General features: G+C 69.6%; 14 protein-coding genes. 8 read left to right on the plus strand and 6 right to left on the minus strand.

All coding sequences use genetic code 11. The features are described 5' to 3' along the window. The first annotated feature begins 46 nt into the window (after nt 1-46). The 5 genes from OG407_RS14185 (at nt 47) to OG407_RS14205 (ending at nt 5512) form a co-directional block, all read left to right on the plus strand. A complete protein-coding gene (locus tag OG407_RS14185; RefSeq protein ID WP_405858158.1) occupies nt 47-1417 on the plus strand; it encodes an ABC transporter substrate-binding protein in 1371 nt (456 codons plus the stop codon). Continuing rightward, nucleotides 1414-2352 (plus strand): carbohydrate ABC transporter permease, encoded by a 939-nt coding sequence (locus OG407_RS14190; protein WP_405858160.1) that lies wholly within the window; start codon nt 1414-1416, stop codon nt 2350-2352. Before OG407_RS14185 ends, OG407_RS14190 begins: the two co-directional genes overlap by 4 nt. Further along, nucleotides 2349-3197, plus strand: coding sequence for a carbohydrate ABC transporter permease (locus tag OG407_RS14195; RefSeq protein WP_365309129.1), 849 nt, complete (start codon nt 2349-2351; stop codon nt 3195-3197). The genes OG407_RS14190 and OG407_RS14195 overlap by 4 nt, the downstream gene beginning before the upstream one ends. Beyond that, nucleotides 3194-4183: a zinc-dependent alcohol dehydrogenase family protein gene (locus OG407_RS14200; RefSeq protein ID WP_403599735.1), complete on the plus strand. Its 990-nt coding sequence runs from the start codon at nt 3194-3196 to the stop codon at nt 4181-4183. Before OG407_RS14195 ends, OG407_RS14200 begins: the two co-directional genes overlap by 4 nt. A gap of 135 nt (nt 4184-4318) precedes the next feature. Then, on the plus strand, nt 4319-5512 hold the full coding sequence (locus OG407_RS14205; protein ID WP_405868400.1) for a TerD family protein: 1194 nt from the start codon (nt 4319-4321) through the stop codon (nt 5510-5512). Nucleotides 5513-5569: 57 nt separating this feature from the next. Here OG407_RS14205 and OG407_RS14210 read toward each other — a convergent pair whose 3' ends face one another. Next, complete coding sequence (locus OG407_RS14210; protein ID WP_405858163.1) at nt 5570-6151, minus strand: TetR/AcrR family transcriptional regulator; 582 nt, start codon at nt 6149-6151, stop codon at nt 5570-5572. Between the two features lie 147 nt (nt 6152-6298). Between OG407_RS14210 and OG407_RS14215 the strand changes: the two genes are divergently transcribed. Further along, on the plus strand, nt 6299-7762 hold the full coding sequence (locus tag OG407_RS14215; RefSeq protein WP_405858165.1) for an MFS transporter: 1464 nt from the start codon (nt 6299-6301) through the stop codon (nt 7760-7762). Here OG407_RS14215 and OG407_RS14220 read toward each other — a convergent pair. The 4 genes from OG407_RS14220 to OG407_RS14235 all read right to left on the minus strand — a co-directional run bounded on the left by OG407_RS14220 (nt 7759) and on the right by OG407_RS14235 (nt 12958). Continuing rightward, nucleotides 7759-8775, minus strand: a complete 1017-nt coding sequence (locus tag OG407_RS14220) for a 1-aminocyclopropane-1-carboxylate deaminase (RefSeq protein ID WP_405858167.1) — start codon at nt 8773-8775, stop codon at nt 7759-7761. The genes OG407_RS14215 and OG407_RS14220 overlap by 4 nt on opposite strands. Before the next feature lie 13 nt (nt 8776-8788). Then, nucleotides 8789-9436 (minus strand): GntR family transcriptional regulator, encoded by a 648-nt coding sequence (locus OG407_RS14225; protein ID WP_405858169.1) that lies wholly within the window; start codon nt 9434-9436, stop codon nt 8789-8791. A 104-nt stretch (nt 9437-9540) separates the two neighbouring features. Further along, nucleotides 9541-11124 (minus strand): TROVE domain-containing protein, encoded by a 1584-nt coding sequence (locus tag OG407_RS14230; RefSeq protein ID WP_405858171.1) that lies wholly within the window; start codon nt 11122-11124, stop codon nt 9541-9543. Between the two features lie 376 nt (nt 11125-11500). Beyond that, the gene (locus tag OG407_RS14235; protein WP_405858172.1) at nt 11501-12958 is read right to left on the minus strand and encodes an alkaline phosphatase PhoX; all 1458 of its coding nucleotides are present in this window, start codon (nt 12956-12958) and stop codon (nt 11501-11503) included. Nucleotides 12959-13392: 434 nt separating this feature from the next. On the opposite strand from OG407_RS14235, the gene OG407_RS14240 reads away from it, so the two are divergent. Both OG407_RS14240 and OG407_RS14245 read left to right on the plus strand, forming a co-directional pair. Continuing rightward, on the plus strand, nt 13393-14556 hold the full coding sequence (locus OG407_RS14240) for a hypothetical protein (protein WP_405858174.1): 1164 nt from the start codon (nt 13393-13395) through the stop codon (nt 14554-14556). Between the two features lie 57 nt (nt 14557-14613). Continuing rightward, a complete protein-coding gene (locus tag OG407_RS14245; protein ID WP_405858176.1) occupies nt 14614-15060 on the plus strand; it encodes a hypothetical protein in 447 nt (148 codons plus the stop codon). 57 nt (nt 15061-15117) lie between these two features. On the opposite strand, the gene OG407_RS14250 is transcribed toward OG407_RS14245, so the two are convergent. Then, nucleotides 15118-16554 (minus strand): hypothetical protein, encoded by a 1437-nt coding sequence (locus OG407_RS14250; RefSeq protein ID WP_405858178.1) that lies wholly within the window; start codon nt 16552-16554, stop codon nt 15118-15120. Nucleotides 16555-16804: the final 250 nt, after the last annotated feature.

Raw genomic sequence — 16804 nt, forward strand, 5'->3', positions numbered from 1 at the left:
CTTTGTCACCCCATAAGTCCAACTCCCCTTACTGCAGGAGCGATCCATGCGAACCCAGAGCCGACGACGGCCGCCGCGAGCCACGCTCGCCCTGGCCGCCGTAGGGACGCTGCTCGCCCCGCTGCTCTCCGGCTGCTGGGTCGGAGCGGGCGGCGCCGGATCCGGCGGCAACTCGATCAACGTCCTGATGGTCAACAACCCCCAGATGACCGAACTCCAGAAGCTGGCCCCGCACTTCACGAAGGAGACCGGCATCAAGGTCAACTTCACGGTGCTACCTGAGAACGACGTCCGCGACAAGATCAGCCAGGACTTCGCCAACCAGGCCGGCCAGTACGACGTGGCGACGCTCTCCAACTACGAGATCCCGATCTACGCCCGCAACGGCTGGCTGCACGAGATGGACTCGTACGTCGCGAAGGACCCGGCCTACGACGAGCAGGACATCCTCAAGCCGATGCGGGAGTCCCTGACTGCGGACGACGGCAAGCTCTACGGGCAGCCGTTCTACGGCGAGTCGTCCTTCCTGATGTACCGCAAGGACGTGTTCGCCGCCAAGAACCTCACGATGCCCGCGCACCCGACCTGGACCCAGGTGGCCGACCTGGCCGCCAAGGTCGACGGCGCGAAGCCGGGCATGAAGGGCATCTGCCTGCGCGGGCTGCCCGGTTGGGGGGAGTTGATGGCGCCCCTGACCACCGTCGTGAACACCTTCGGCGGCACCTGGTTCACCAAGGACTGGAAGGCACAGCTCGACTCCCCGGCGTTCGAGAAGGCGACGCAGTTCTATGTCGACCTCGTCCGCAAGCACGGCGAGTCCGGCGCGGCCCAGTCCGGCTTCGCCGAGTGCCTCAACAACCTCACCCAGAGCAAGGTCGCCATGTGGTACGACGCCACCTCGGCGGCGGGCTCGCTGGAGGCCAAGGGCTCCCCGGTGAAGGGCAAGATCGGCTACGTCCCCGCGCCGGTCGAGAAGACCAAGTCCTCCGGCTGGCTGTACACGTGGGCCTGGGGCATCCAGAAGGCGTCCCACAACTCGGACAAGGCCTGGAAGTTCGTGTCCTGGGCGTCCAGCAAGCAGTACGAGCAGCTGGTCGGCGACACGGACGGCTGGTCGAACGTGCCGGCCGGCAAGCGCGCCTCGACGTACACGAACCCGGACTACGTCAAGGAGGCCGCCGCCTTCCAGGAGATGACGAAGGCGGCCATCGAGGGCGCCAAGCCCAACGACCCCGGCGTGCAGCCGCGGCCCGCGCCCGGCATCCAGTTCGTCGACATCCCCGAGTTCACCGACCTCGGTACGAAGGTCTCGCAGGAGATCAGTTCGGCCATCGCCGGACGGCAGTCCGTCGAGTCGGCCCTGAAGAAGTCCCAGAAACTCGCCGAGCAGATCTCCAAGGAGTACGAGGGACGATGACCGCCACGACAACGGCCCCTCTGGCCGCCACTCCGACCCGCACCGCGCGACAGCCATCGGACAAGCTGCGCGCCTGGGCCACCCGTGCCCCACTGCTCCCCGCCCTGGTCTTCATGATCGTCGTGACCCAACTCCCGTTCGTGGCCACGCTGGTGATCTCGTTCTTCGACTGGAACGCCCTCTACCCGAAGGCCCGGCACTTCACCGGTCTCGACAACTACCACCAGGTCCTGACCGACGCCGACCTGCGCCACTCGGTGTGGACGACCATCCTGCTCACCGTGGCGGTGGTGCTGGCCAGCCTGGTCCTGGGACTGCTGCTGGCGCTGCTCCTGGACCGGAAGTTCCGCGGCCGGGGCTTCGTCCGCACGCTGCTGATCGCCCCGTTCCTGGTGGTGCCGGTGGCCGCGGCCCTGCTCTGGAAGCATGTGCTCTACAACCCTGAATACGGCCTGCTCAATGGGCTGTTGCACTATGTGGGCGGCCCACAGCCGGACTGGATCTCCAACACTCCGCTGCTCGCCGTGGAAGCGTCGCTCGTGTGGCAGTGGACGCCGTTCATGATGCTGATCCTGCTGGCCGGGCTGCAGAGCCGCGACCAGCAGCAGATCGAGGCCGCGAAGGTGGACGGCGCGAACGACTGGCAGGTCTTCCGCTATCTGACCCTCCCGCACCTGCGCCGCTACCTCGAACTCGGCGGTCTGCTGGGCTCGATCTACATCGTCCAGAACTTCGACGCGGTCTTCACCATCACGTCGGGCGGCCTGGGCACCGCCAACCTGCCCTACACCGTCTACCAGAGCTTCTACCAGGCCCACGAGAACGGCCTCGCCTCGGCGGCCGGCGTCCTGGTCGTCATCGGCTCGATCATCATCGCGACCTTCGCCCTGCGCGTCGTGTCGTCCCTGTTCCGTGAGGAGGCGTCCCACGCATGAGCAGTGTCGCCGTACGCGTGCGTGCCCGCCGCAAAGGAGCGGGCCTCGGCCTGGTGGCCTGGCTGCTCGGCATCGTGTTCTTCCTGCCCATCGCCTGGATGGCGCTGACGTCCTTCCACTCGGAGACGGACGCGGCGACCAACCCGCCGTCCTTCGGGGCCGCCCTCACCCTGGACGGCTACCGGGACTTCTTCGGCACCGGAGGCGGCGCGAGCCCCTGGCCCGCGCTGGTCAACTCGCTGGTCGCGTCCGTGGCTTCGACGGTCTTCGTGCTGCTGCTGGCGTTCCCGGCGGCCTACGCGCTGTCGATCCGCCCGGTGAAGAAGTGGACCGACGTCCTGTTCTTCTTCCTCTCCACGAAGATGCTCCCCGTGGTGGCCGGCCTGCTGCCGATCTACCTGTTCGCGAAGAACGCCGGGATGCTGGACAACATCTGGCTCCTGGTCATCCTCTACACCTCGATGAACCTGCCGATCGCGGTGTGGATGATGCAGTCCTTCCTCGCCGAGGTCCCGGTCGCCGTCATCGAGGCGGCACAGATCGACGGCGCCCGGCTGCCGACCATCCTCGCGCGCGTGGTGGCCCCGATCTCCCTCCCGGGTATTGCCGCGACAGCCCTCATCTGCTTCATCTTCAGCTGGAACGAGCTGCTGTTCGCCCGGGTCCTCACGGGTGTGGTCGCGGAGACCGCCCCGGTGTTCCTGACCGGCTTCATCACCAGCCAGGGCCTGTTCCTGGCGAAGGTGTGCGCCGCGTCGCTCGTCATCTCCCTGCCGGTGCTCGCCGCGGGGTTCGCCGCCCAGGACAAGCTGGTCCAGGGCCTCTCCTTGGGAGCCGTGAAATGAAGGCCGCCGTCATCGAGTCCGTGGGCCGCGCCGTCGTCACCGAGGTCCCGGACCCGACGCCGGGCCCCCGCGAGGTCGTCGTCGAGGTCGCCGCCTGCGGGCTGTGCGGCACCGATCTGCACATCCTCCAGGGCGAGTTCGCGCCCAAGCTGCCGATCGTGCCGGGCCACGAGTTCGCCGGCGAGATCGTCGCGGTCGGCACCCAGGTCACCGAGGTCTCCGTCGGCGACCAAGTGGCCGTAGACCCATCCCTCTACTGCTACGAGTGCCGGCAGTGCCGCAACGGACACAACAACCTCTGCGAACGCTGGGCCGCGATCGGCGTCACCACGGCGGGCGGCGCGGCCCAGTACGCACTCGCCCCGGTGGCGAACTGCGTGAAGCTCCCCGAGCACGTACGCACCCAGGACGCGGCCCTCGTGGAACCGCTCTCGTGCGCGGTGCGCGGCTACGACGTCCTCAAGTCCCGCCTCGGCGCACACGTTCTGATCTACGGCTCCGGGACCATGGGCCTGATGATGCTGGAGCTGGCCAAGCGCACCGGCGCGGCGAGCGTCGACATCGTGGACCTGAACCCGGCCCGCCTGGAGACCGCCCGCACGCTCGGTGTCTCCGGCTCCGCGGCGAACGCGGACGAGCTGGACCGGCCGCAGGGCTGGGACCTCGTCGTCGACGCGACCGGCAACGCGGCGGCGATCCAGGACGGCCTGGAGCGGGTGGCGAAGGCGGGCACGTTCCTCCAGTTCGGGGTGGCCGACTACGCGACCCGGGTGTCGATCGACCCGTACCGCATCTACAACCAGGAGATCACCATCACCGGCTCCATGGCGGTGCTGCACAGCTTCGAACGGGCGGCGGAGCTGTTCGCGAACGGCGTCCTGGACCCGGAGATCTTCATCAGCGACCGGATCGAGCTGGAGCGGTATCCGGAGGCGCTGGAGCAGTTCGCGGCGGGGGTGGGCCGGAAGATCGTGGTGATTCCCTAGTCCGCAGAAGGGATCAGGAGAGTCCGCAGGAGGGATCAAGGGCGGTTTCGAGCCGGTGGTGCCAAGAGTTGGCCAATTGGTCGCTTGGTAAGGGAACGGCAAAATGGTCTCGGTCGTTCACGAGTCATGACAGCTATGACCCCCGGCTCGAACATCCCTCTCTCCGCCGCGCGCGTGACGGTGGACGTCGCCGCCCCGGTGCGGCTCGACGTATCGGGCCTGCTGCTCACGGGCGACGGCAAGGTGCGCTCCGACGACGACTTCATCTTCTACAACCAGCCGACGGGCCCCGGCGTGACCTACCGCTCCGGCGGCGGTACGGCACCCGACGCGATCACCGTCGACACCGGCGCCGTCCCGCCGGGCATCGAGAAGATCGTCGTCACCGCCAGTCCGGACGCGGCCGGCCAGAGCTTCCAGGGCATCGAACCCACGGCCACGATCCGCGACGCGGACGACAACAGCGTCCTGGGCACCTTCACGCCCCCGCAGCTCGGCGCCGAGACGGCACTCGTGGTCGTCGAGATCTATCTGCGCAACGGCGTCTGGAAGGCCCGCGCGGTAGGCCAGGGCTACGCGAACGGCCTGGCGGGCATCGCCACGGACTTCGGCGTCTCGGTGGAGGAGCCGGCTCCGGCACCGGCTCCGGTGGCCCCGCCCACCCCCACGGTGCAGACCCCGGTGACGCCTCCCGTACCGCAGGCTGCCGCTACTCCCCCGCCGCCGCCCGCCGCACCGCCGCTCGGCGCCGGAAAGATCAACCTCGACAAGGGCCGCGTCAGCCTCCAGAAGAACCAGACGGTGTCCCTGGTCAAGGGTGGCCGCCCGCTCCTCTCCCAGGTCAAGATGGGCCTCGGCTGGGAGCCCGCGTACGGCGGTAAGGACATCGACCTGGACGCCTCGGTCATCGCCTACGGCCCGCAGCGCAACCACGTCGACAGCTGCTACTTCGGCAAGCTGTCGATTCTGAACGGCGCGATCAAGCACTCCGGTGACAACCTCACGGGCGAGGGCGGCGGTGACGACGAGGTGATCGTGGTCGACCTCGGCCGCATCCCCCAGGAGGTCACCGGCCTGGTCTTCACGGTCAACTCCTTCTCCGGCCAGAAGTTCACCGAGGTCGCCAAGGCCTACTGCCGCCTCCTGGACGCCGCGACCGGCGAGGAACTGGTCCGCTTCGACCTCACCAACGCCGAGTCCCAGACCGGCGTCATGATGGCCAAGCTGGTCAAGCAGTTCACCGGCGAGTGGGACATGACCGCGATGGGCGACTTCGTGAAGTCCCGCACGGTGAGGGGGATGGTGAAGCCGGCGGCCCAGGCGCTGTAACCACCACACACAGTCCTACGACCGCTGCGGGCGCCCCTCCCGAGGGGCGCCCGGCGTTCACTCCGACTGGGCGGCGGGCCGTAGCCCGTCCGCCAGCAGGGACAGATAGCGGCGGATGTACTTCCCCTGCCCGTTCGCCAACTCCGAGGCCGTGGACACCCCGTGGGCCAGTCGCAGGACCTCGATCGGCTCGATGTCCTGACGCAGGGTCCCCTCCCGCTGCGCCGCCTCCACCAGCCGCTGCGCCGCGCCCTTCATATGCGCACCGCAGGCCGTGAGCGCGAGATTGGCGCCGTCCGTCACTGCCGAGCCCAGCAGGGCCTTCATGCCGCGCACCTGGATCGTGCCGACGCACACCTCGTACAGCCACTCGGCCAGCGCCTCGCCCGGGGGCAGTTCCTTCGCGAGTTCGTCGGCGCGGGTCCCGAGCGCCTCGATCCGGTCGACGTAGGCCGCCTCCAGCAGCGCCTGCCGGGTGGGGAAATGCCGGTACAGCGTCCCTGACCCGACGCCCGCGCGCTTGGCGATGTCGTCGAGGGACGCGTTCTCCCCGTGCTCGGCGAAAGCCTCCGCCGCCACCTTCAGCAGCCGCTCATAGTTGCGCCGGGCGTCCGCGCGCATGGGTCTGACCTGCGCCATCCAGATACTCCTTGCGAACCGGGGACTGTCTCCGTATCTTACCGAGTACTAAACGGAGACAGTCCCCGCTTACCGCTGTGTTCGTCGCCGGGCAGTCCGTGCTGCCCGCATGCTCTTCACGCGGGGACGCCAGACCGGGAGAACTCCATGTCCACCCCGTCCGCACCGTCCACCACCGCCGATGCTCTCTCCGCACCACCCCGACCCGCCAGGCTCGGCACCGTCCTCTTCGTCGTCGTGACCGCCTACTTGATGGTCGGCGTCGACTCCACCGTCGTCAACGTCGCGCTGCCCGACATCCAGAAGGATCTCGGCTTCAGCCCCACCGGGCTGTCCTGGGTCCTCAACGCCTACACGCTCGCCTTCGGCGGGCTGCTTCTGCTGGGCGGCCGGGTCGGAGACATCGCCGGCCGCCGCCGTACGCTCACGATCGGCGCCCTCCTCTTCGCGACCTCGTCGCTCCTCGGCGGACTCGCGACCGACAGCGCCTGGCTGCTCGCGGCCCGCGCGCTGCAGGGTGTGGGTGCCGCGCTCATCGCGCCCAACACGCTCGCCCTGATCACCACCAACTTCCCGGAGGGCCCGCGCCGTCACCACGCGCTCGGCATCTACACCTCCATGGCCGGCATCGGCGCCTCGATAGGCCTGGTCATCGGCGGCATGCTGACCTCCTGGGCGTCCTGGCGCTGGTCCCTGCTGATCAACGTGCCGATCGGTGTCGTCGTGGCCCTGGCGCTCCCTCGCTTCGTCGGCGAAACCCCGCGTCACGCAGGGCAGTTCGACGCGGCGGGTGCGCTCACCGGCACCGCCGGGATGACCTCGCTGGTGTACGCGTTCATCAGGGTCTCGTCGGACGGATGGGGCGATGCGCAGGCGCAGTTGGGGTTCAGTTTCGCGGCGGCCCTGCTGGCGGGATTCACGCTGGTCGAGTCCCGTGCCGCCCAACCCATCATGCCGCTGCGGCTGTTCGCGAGCCGCAACCGCGCGGGCGGCTACGCGGGCGTCCTGCTGTTGCCGGCGGGTATGTTCGGCGCGTTCTACTTCCTCACCCTGATCAGCCAACGGGTCCTGGACTACAGCCCGTTGCGCGCGGGCTTCGCGTTCCTGCCGATGACCCTGGTGATGTTCACCGTCGTCCGCTTCGTACCGCGCCTGCTGGCCCGCTTGGGCGCCAAGCCGGTCCTGCTCACCGGCATGGCCCTGCTCGTCGTATCGGCGGCGTGGCTGTCGCAACTCCGCCCGGACGACGGCTACTTGACCGGTCTGCTGGGCCCGCTGCTCCTGCTCGGCGTGGGCGTCGGTCTCAGCTTCATGCCGCTCAACGCGACGATCCTCGCGGGCATCCAGCCCCGCGAGGCGGGCGCCGCGTCCGGTCTCCTCCAGACCCTGCAGTGGCTCGGCGGCACCCTCGGACTGTCCATCCTGGTCACGGTGTTCGGCACGGCGACCCGGCATGCGACCGGGTCACCGTCCGAGATCCTCGTCCACGGCTCGGCCCGGGCGTTCGGCGTCGGCGCGCTGATCGCCCTGACGGCGCTGCTGGTGTCGGCGTTCGTGATCACCGGCAGGAAGGCCGAGGGGGCCGGGAGGGCTGTCGCGAAGGCTCCCTAGAACAGGGCGCTGTACGCGTTCAGCGCGGGCTGGCCGCCGAGGTGGGCGTAGAGCACGGTGGAGTCGGCGGTGATCTCGCCGCGGGCGACCAGGTCGATCATCCCGGCCATGGACTTGCCCTCGTACACGGGGTCGGTGACCATCCCCTCGGTGCGGGCGGCGAGGCGCATCGCCTCCAGGGTGGTCTCGTCCGGGATGCCGTAGACGCCGGCGTGGTAGCGGTCGTCGAGTTCGACGTCGTCCAGGGTCAACTCACGCTTGACGCCGATCAGTTGGGCGGTGCCCTGGGCGATGCGGGCCACCTGCTCGCGGGTCTCGGCGGGCTTCGCCGAGGCGTCGATGCCGAGCACCCGGCGCTCGCGCCCGCCCGCCTCCTCGATCGACCGGAACCCGGCGACCATGCCGGCCTGCGTGGAGCCGGTCACCGAGCACACCACCACGGTGTCGAAGAAGACGCCCAACTCCTCTTCCTGCTGGGCGACTTCGTGGGCCCAGTTGGCGAAACCGAGCCCGCCGAGGGGGTGGTCGGAGGCGCCGGCCGGGATGGCGTACGGCTTGCCGCCGCTCTCCTCGACCTCCCGCAGCGCCTGCTCCCAGCTCTCCTTGAAGCCGATGCCGAACCCGGCCTTCACCAGCCGTACGTCGGCTCCGGCGAGCCGGCTGATCAGGATGTTGCCGACCTTGTCGTAGACGGAGTCGGGCCACTCCACCCAACTCTCCTGGATCAGCACGCACTTGAGCCCGGCGCGGGCGGCGCAGGCCGCGACCTGGCGGGTGTGGTTGGACTGCACGCCGCCGATCGAGACGAGGGTGTCGCAGCCCTTCGCGAGGGCGTCGGCGACGAGGTACTCCAGCTTGCGGGTCTTGTTGCCGCCGTACGCGACACCGGAGTTGCAGTCCTCGCGCTTGGCCCACAGGGCGGCGCCGCCGAGGTGCGCGGTGAGGCGCTCCAGCGGGTGGACGGGCGAGGGGCCGAAGAGGAGGGGGTAACGGTCGTACGAGGAAAGGGACATGAGGTCTCCAGGGTCAGTCGGCGTCGGCCAGGTCCGCGAGGGTGTGCCAGATGTCGGCCGTGACGCGGACCGCACCGTCCGGGTCACCTTCGGCGCAGGCCTCGATCAGCCGCTCGTGCAGTCCGGCCGAGCGGCATGAGCCGCCCTCGCCGAAGCGTCGTCGCTCCAGTCGGCGGATGAGCGGGGTGTAGCGGGCGATGGTGGCGGCGGCGGCGCGATTGCCGCTCACCCGCACCGGTACGTCGTGGAGTTCGTCGTCGGCGCGCAGGGCCGCGTCCACGTCACCGGCGGCCACGGCGGCGGCGAACCGGTCGTTGGCCGCGCGCATCACGTCAACGTCCGTGTCCCGAAGGAGGGGTACGGCGACCCGCGTCACCAACTCGTGCATGGCCCCGACCACGGCGGCGGCGTCCCGCACCTCGGCGGCCACGACCGGCGTCACCCGGGTGTAGCTCTGTGGCTTGCTCTCCAGCAGCCCCTCCTCCACCAGCCGCGAGAACGCCTCGCGTACCGGCGCCCGCGACAGCCCGAGCCGCTCGGCGAGATCGGCGTCCCGCACCACCGCGCCGGGCTCGATGTCACCGGTGACGATGGCGTCGCGGATCGCTTCGTAGGCGCGGTCGCGGAGGAGGGTGCGCGGGACGGGGTGCAGGGCGCTCATGAACTGAAATGTTAGATGTCAATCGCCCGTCGGACAAGGGTGCGCCCGCTCGGACATGGGAGTGGCCCGCACGTCCCGTGGAAGTGCGGGCCACTCCTCCGCTCTCAGGCCGCCCAGGGCCAGTCCGCGTCCCGGGCCGACTCCAGCAGCGGCACCATCCGGAAGGCCGCGTCCGAGAGGCCGCCGAAGGTGTGCCGGTTGGCCGTGCCGGACGGACCGTGGCCCGCCCGGTACCCGGCGAGGTTCCAGGTGTAGACCGGCACGTGGGCCGGGACCTGCTCGGTCGGGTCGCCGTAGTGGCTGTACGAAGTCTGCTCGTCGGTGATGATCAGCACCCGGTCCTGGCCCCGGTAGTGCGAGCGGACCGCCGAGGTGGTGTCGGTGCCGCCCAGGTCGCCGAAGCGGCCCAGGATCTTGAGCACCGACTCGCCCGCGCCGAAGTCGAGGCGCTTGCTCGTGGTGCCGAACTCGACGAGGTCAGCGTCCGCCGTCCGCAGCGCGAGCGCCGTGCCGAAGATCGCCGCCGCGTCGGCCCGGTTGAGCTCCGAACGGTCGGACAGCCGCGAGTAGAACATCGAGCCCGAGCGGTCCACGAGCACCAGCGTGCGGCCCGGCAGCGCGGGCACGTTGGCCAGCGAGTGGCCGAGCGCCCGCTCCAGCGGGTACGACCAGCGCAGCGAGGGCGCGTGCCGGTACGCGGCGAGGTAGCGGAACGGGAACTGCCGCGAGCGCGCGACCTCCGCCGGGTCGCTGATCTTGGTCGCGACCCGGGCCGCGACCTCGTCGGAGACCCCGGCCTCGTCGAAGTTCCGGAGATTCCCGACGAGCGCCATCGAACCCATGGACGGGATGACCGCCTCCCAGGCCGCCTTGTCCATCGGGCCCTGGAGCCAGCCGGCCAGCGCCTCCCACGTCATCCCGGCCGCCGCGAGCCGCTCGGCACCGTCGGCCGCCATGACGACAGCGCGCCGCCGCTCGACCGGCAGCGCCATCAACTCGCGGTGCGCGGTGAGGACTTGGTTCGACGCGGGCGGTACGGCGGTGTCCGGGTGGTGCCGGCGGTCCAGCGCGTACTGGAACAGCTCGCCCTGCCACGCCTTGTCCGGGTCCGGCGCCGCGTGCACCAGGTTGAGGATGTCGCCGAAGCGGTAGCCCTTGGCCGCGGTGTCGTACTTGAGCAGCGACTTGCCGCCGTAGAGACGTCGTACGGCGTCGGCGACACCGCGCTTGACGGGCTTCGGGATGGCACGGCCGTAGCGCGCGGTCCAGTACGCGAGCAACTCGCCGGGCTCGTCCGGGCGCCGGAGCACGGAGTCGACGACCTGCCGGTTCGAGGGGCCGTCGGTGGCCCCGGCGTCGAGGCGGGCCTTCACGTACTCGGCGGCGCCCACGACGGCGGCCGTACGGAGGTTGCCCTCGCCGCGCAGCCAGCCGATGAGGCCGGCCGTCCAGGTCGGGTCGGTGACGGCGAGTTCGCGCACGAGGGTCGCGAAGCGGTCGTCGCGGTCGGCGCCGGACTCGTAGAAGGTCTGCTGGGAAACGAAGTTGGCGACGGCGAGCAGGAAGAGCTCGGAGCGCGCGTCGCGCTCACTGCCCCGGCCGCCCTGGTAGGTACGGAGCACTCGGCCCGTGGAGGTGACCCGCGAAGTGGGCTGGGCCTTCGCCGCCTTGGTGTTGAAACGCGGCATGGTGAATTCCCCCCGAATTCATTGTCCCTTGTTCCTCGGAACCAGGTTTTTTCGGAGGAAGACGCAGCGAAAGGTGGATGCCCGAGATCAGAAAGCGGCGACGGACTTATCAGATGCTCTACCCAATTGAGCTACACCGACCGGAAGTCGATGACGGGACTCGAACCCGCAACCGTCTGGCCCAATGAAGTAACCGTTGCCTGCGCACCGGGCACCCACCATGAGCTGCGCCTCCCGAGATCAAGAACGGCTGCGGTGTTTTGTTCGGTTTCAGCGAAGTAACCGCCGCCTTCGCACCGGGAGGTGCGTGCTGTTGTGATCTCAGAGTAGGAGGCACAGCTCTGGAAGGGCCAACCAATTAAATACGCGCGGGAGTTCAGCCGCGCTTCTGCCGCTTCCACGGTCCCGTGATCGCCAGCATGATCCCCGGAGTCTGGATGTTCGCGTACAGGGTCTTGCCGTCGGGCGAGAAGGTCACGCCGGTGAACTCGCTGTACTCCGGCTTCTCTTGGGTGCCGATGTTGAGTTCGTTGCGGGCGATCGGGTACGTGCGGCCGCTGTCGGTCGCGCCGAACAGGTGCTGGACGCCCTCGCCGTCCTCGGCGATGACGAGGCCGCCGTAGGGCGAGACGGTGATGTTGTCGGGGCCGTCGAACGCGCCGTCCACGGACGGGTCGGGGTTCACGCCGATCAGGACCTTGAGGGTGAGGGTGCGGCGCTTGGGGTCGTAGAACCAGACGGCGCCGTCGTGCTGGACGGGGCTCTCCGTGCGGGCGAAGGAGGAGACGATGTACGTGCCGCCGTCACCCCACCACATGCCCTCCAGCTTGCGGGCGCGGGTGATCTCGCCGGTGGCGAACTGCTTGCGGACCGACACCGACTTCGCGTCGCGGTCGGGGACGGTCACCCAGTCGACGCCGTAGACCGTGCCGATCTTCGTGGCGCGGGAGAGGTCGTCGACGAACTTGCCGCCGGAGTCGAAGCACTTGAAGGCCTGGAGGACGCCCGCGTCGTCGGCGAGGGTGCGGAGCTTGCCGCGGCCGTGGTGGAAGTGCTGCGGCGGGGTCCAGCGGTAGAGGAGGCCGTTCGGGCCCGATGCGTCCTCGGTCAGGTACAGGTGGCCGCGCTTCGGGTCGACCACCACCGCCTCGTGGGCGTAGCGGCCAAGTGCCTTGATGGGCTTGGGGTTCCGGTTGGCGCGGCGGTCCACCGGGTCGACCTCGAAGACGTAACCGTGGTCCTTGGTGAAGCCGTTGGTGCCGGCCTTGTCCTCGGTCTCCTCGCAGGTGAGCCAGGTGTCCCAAGGGGTGTTGCCGCCCGCGCAGTTGGTGGCGGTACCGGCGATGCCGACCCACTCGGCGACGTGGTCGCGGCGGACCTCGACGACCGTGCAGCCGCCGGCCGCGGCGGGGTCGTAGACGAGGCCCTCGGTGAGCGGGACGGGGTGGGGCCACTGGGCGCGGGGGCCGGCCAGCTCGTGGTTGTTGACCAGGAGGGTGGCGCCGCGCGGGCCGTCGAAGGTGGACGTGCCGTCGTGGTTGGAGGGGGTGAACTCGCCCGACTCCAGCTTGGTTTTCCCGCTGTGGGTGATGACGCGGTATTTGAAGCCGGCGGGGAGGGCGAGGAGGCCGTCCGGGTCGGCGAGCAGCGGGCCGTAGCCGACGCCGGGGTGCTGGTGTCCGTGTCCGTATTCGGCCGCGGACTGCTCGCTGTCGGTGTCGGTGGACGCGAGGGCGTTGGGCGCGGTGGCGAGGGCGCCGACGCTGCCCGCCAGCGCGACCCCGGCACCGGTCATCGCGGACTTGGCGGTGAAATCCCTGCGGGTGAGCGACATGCGTGTCTCCTGTGACGGTGGGTGTGCCGTGGAGGGTGGCGGACCTCGGTCGGCGCCACGCTTCCGCCCATGTCTGAACACGAGTTGAACGCGAGGCGACATCGTCTGCCTCTCTTCCATGAATCCGTATGCACCGACCCACGGGACCCAAAAGTCCCGCGCTTCGGAAGAATCGAGTGGGCGCATTGCGAAAGCAAGGTCAAAAGGCATGAGCAGGACGGAAAGTATGGATCAGGACGAAATTCGTGATTCATTTCAGATTGCCTTGACTCCGCCCGCCCTCCGGCCATAGACCTGAAGAGCACACCGCGGAAGGCCGGTTCACGAATCCGGCCCGTGTGAGCGGGAAGTGCCCCTTGAACGGCCCTTTCGAGAAGGCGCGATCGCAGCAGCCCTAAGGGACCAAGAGCCGTAACCCGATGAGGTGGTCTGGCGTGAGCCAGCCCGAGATGATGCGAGGACCGACCGGCGGCCAGCTGAGTGACAGCTCCCGTCGGCAAGCGAATTCAGACTTCCTGCGGCCGCAGTCGCCGCTGGCCAACGTCGTCGGCTTCGGCCACGGCGTGAAGTGGATCGACGGACAGGCAACGGGCGAGGCGGCCGTGCTGGTGTTCGTGACCCAGAAGGTTCCGGAGTCCCAGCTCCCCGAGCGGGACGTCGTCCCGAGGACGATGGACGACGGCACCCCCACCGACGTCGTCGCGGTCGGCCATGTCGCCGCGCAGCGTCAGCAGCAGCAACGCAGGACCCCGGGCCGCTCCGAGGACCGCGGTACCTCCTACCGGAGCGACGGCAGCACGGCCGAGCAACTCGCCGGCCTCGCGCAGCCGTTGCTGGAAGAGCTCGGCGGGCTCGGACAGTTCGAGCCGCAGCAGCTCAAGCGCCGTATGCGCCCGGCCCGTTCGGGCGTCTCGATCGGCAACGTACGGGTGACCGCGGGCACGTTGGGCACCGTGGTGTACGACTTCCTGCCGGGCGCCTCCGTGGACCCGCCGGGTCCCGGCCTCGGCACCCCCGCGAGGTTCTACGTCCTCTCCAACAATCACGTACTGGCCGACTGCAACCGCGCCCAGCCGGGGAGTTCGATCCTGCAGCCCGGCGCGTACGACGGCGGCACGGACCCGGACGACCGCCTCGCGACCCTGGACCGGTTCATCCCGATCCAGTTCGCGCCGCAGATCCCGGTGGAGCGCCACAACAACGTGGTCGACTGCGCGCTCGGCGCCGTGGACTTCCAGGACGCCACCCGTGAGCAGCACTTCAGCGGTGCGCCGCGCGCCTGGCGGCGCAAGGCCAATGTCTCGGTCGGCGACCTGGTGAAGAAGACCGGCCGTACGACGAACATCAGCTTCGGCCGGATCATCGCGACCGACGTCACGATCGACGTCGGCTACGGCACGGCGGGCACAGCCCGGTTCATGGACCAGGTGCTGACGACGTGCATCTCGGCGGGCGGCGACTCCGGTTCGCTGGTGACCTCCCTCGACGACGTCGCGACCGGTCTGCTCTTCGCGGGCTCCTCGGTCGTCACCGTGGCCAACCACATCGAGAACGTCCGCGCCCTGCTGCGGGTGGAGATCGCCGAGCAGCTGGCCTGACGGTCACTCGGTATCCGTAACGGTCGCTCAACTCCCGTACCGGAAGAGGGAATCAGCATGACCACGCAGGCCAAGCGGCAGAAGAGCCACACCGGCTCCGAGCACCGTTTCCACAATCCCCAGGGCGCGGAGGTCAAGACGCGCGACGAGGCGTTCGCCTCCGAGCAGGACCTGTCCGCCGAGGCGGTCTCCACATCCGCCCGACTGGAGTTGCACAACGGGTCGATGACCTTCGCCATCGAGGTGAAGTACAACCCCGGCACCTACCCGCACGTCGTGACCGGCGGTCGGATCACCTCCGGCATCAGCGGCGCTCCCTGGGACATCACGGGCGGCTTCATGGGCGAGACGATCCGTCTCGACGCGAAGCGCACCGGCCAGGGCGCCCATGCCCACGCGATGACCCTCGTCGGCGAGTTCCAGAACCCGCCGGCCTACCGGGGCACGTACGGCTTCGACGGGGACTCCTCGTCGTTCAGGCACACGACGAGCTACCACTGCTGAGGCGGTGAACCGGAGGGGTGTGGGGAGGTCGACCTCCCCACACCCCTCCGGCATGTCTCAACTCCCTTGCTGGGAACGCGCCTTGAAGGCGGCCTTCCGTGCTTCCTTCGCGATCCGCTTGTCCGGGTGCAGGCGGCCCATCGCCTCCAGGACGTCCGCGGTCGCCGGGTGGTCGACCCGCCAGGCCGCCGCGAAGAACCCGTTGTGCTGCTGGGCCAGGCCCTCGACCAGGGCTTGCAGCTCCTCGGAGTTGCCCTCGGCGGCGAGCTGGGCGGCGACCGTGTCGACGGTGAGCCAGAAGACCAGGTCCTCGGAGGGCGCGGGGACGTCGCTCGCCCCGTGCTCGCTCAGCCAGACCCGGGCGAGGCCGCCGAGTTCGGGGTCGTCGAGCACCTCGCGGAGCGCGGGCTCGGCCTCGTCGCCGACGAGGGAGAGCGCCTGCTGGCAGAGCAGCCGTCGTAGCGGTGCGCCGGTGTCGGCGCCGCGGGCGGCGGCGAGCAACTCCCGTGCCGCGGCGAGGGGTTCACGGCCGGCCAGCCACTGCTCGGTCTCGGCCCGCGCGGCCGCCTGCGGGAACGTCGACGTCCCGTCGAGCAGCGCGTCGGCGCCCTTGTCCGCGAGATCTCCCACGGCGGGGGCGGCGAAGCCGGCTTCGAGGAGGCGGGCGCGCAGGCCGTAGAGGCCGAGGGGGGTGAGGCGGACCATGCCGTAGCGGGTGACGTCGGTCTCGTCGACGGGCGCGGAGGGTCCGTCCGTCAGTTCGTCGGGGTCGGCCATGAGCGCCTCGTCGACGGGCTGGTACTCGACGATGCCGACCGGTTCGAGGAGCCGGAACTGGTCGTCGAGGCGCATCATCGCGTCGGAGACCTGTTCCAGGACGTCGTTGGTGGGCTCGCCCATGTCGCTGGGCACGATCATCGACGCGGCGAGCGCGGGCAGCGGGACGGGGCCGTCGCCGGGGCCGTCCTCGTTGACGGTGAGGAGGTAGAGGTTGCCGAGGACGCCGTCGAGGAACTCGGCCTCCGCCTCGGGGTCCCAGTCGAGTGACGAGAAATCGACCTCGCCGCCCTCGTCCATGGCGTCGCCAAGACCGTCCAGATCGGGCACGCTCGCGTCCGCGAGGAGGGTGTCGAGGGCTCCGAGCCACACCGTGAGGACGTCGCCGGGCGAGCCGGAGGTGAGCAGCGCCAGCTCCTCGCCGGTCGCCACGGTGCCCTCCTCCTCGTCGACGACCTCGACGAGCCCGGTGTCCACGGCGACCCGCCAGGCCTCGCTCGCGTCGGCCGCGGCGTCCTCGCCGGTGAGCCCGAGCAGCTCGGCCGCGGCGGGCAGTTGCTCGTCGACAAGGCTGCCACCGGCGTCGATCCGGGTGTCGGGTCCCGCCCAGCGGGCGAGCCGTGCGGCCCGGGCGAGCAGGGGTGTGGACAGCGCGTCGCGCGCCAGCTCCGCTTCGGAGTGCAGCCGCACCGGCGGCAAGGGGGAGCTGTCTGACATCGGTGGGTTCTCCTAGGGCGCCTCGAAGGCCGTACGACGGTTGTACGACCGCCTTACACGACACACGACTCAGCCGCTCAGCCTAGACGGATTTCGACCCATGCCGCCCGGTTCATGTTCCGGCCACGAGGAGTACATGGCCGAAACCTTGACAACTGAGCGCCCTCGCAATGAGATTGACGCGCGTAGAAATGTCATGGACACCCAATCCAGGTATCTTCTACGCGCGTCGCCACCGCCCCACCGGTTC

The sequence above is a fragment of the Streptomyces sp. NBC_01515 genome (assembly GCF_045040345.1).
Classification (GTDB): Bacteria; Actinomycetota; Actinomycetes; order Streptomycetales; family Streptomycetaceae; genus Streptomyces.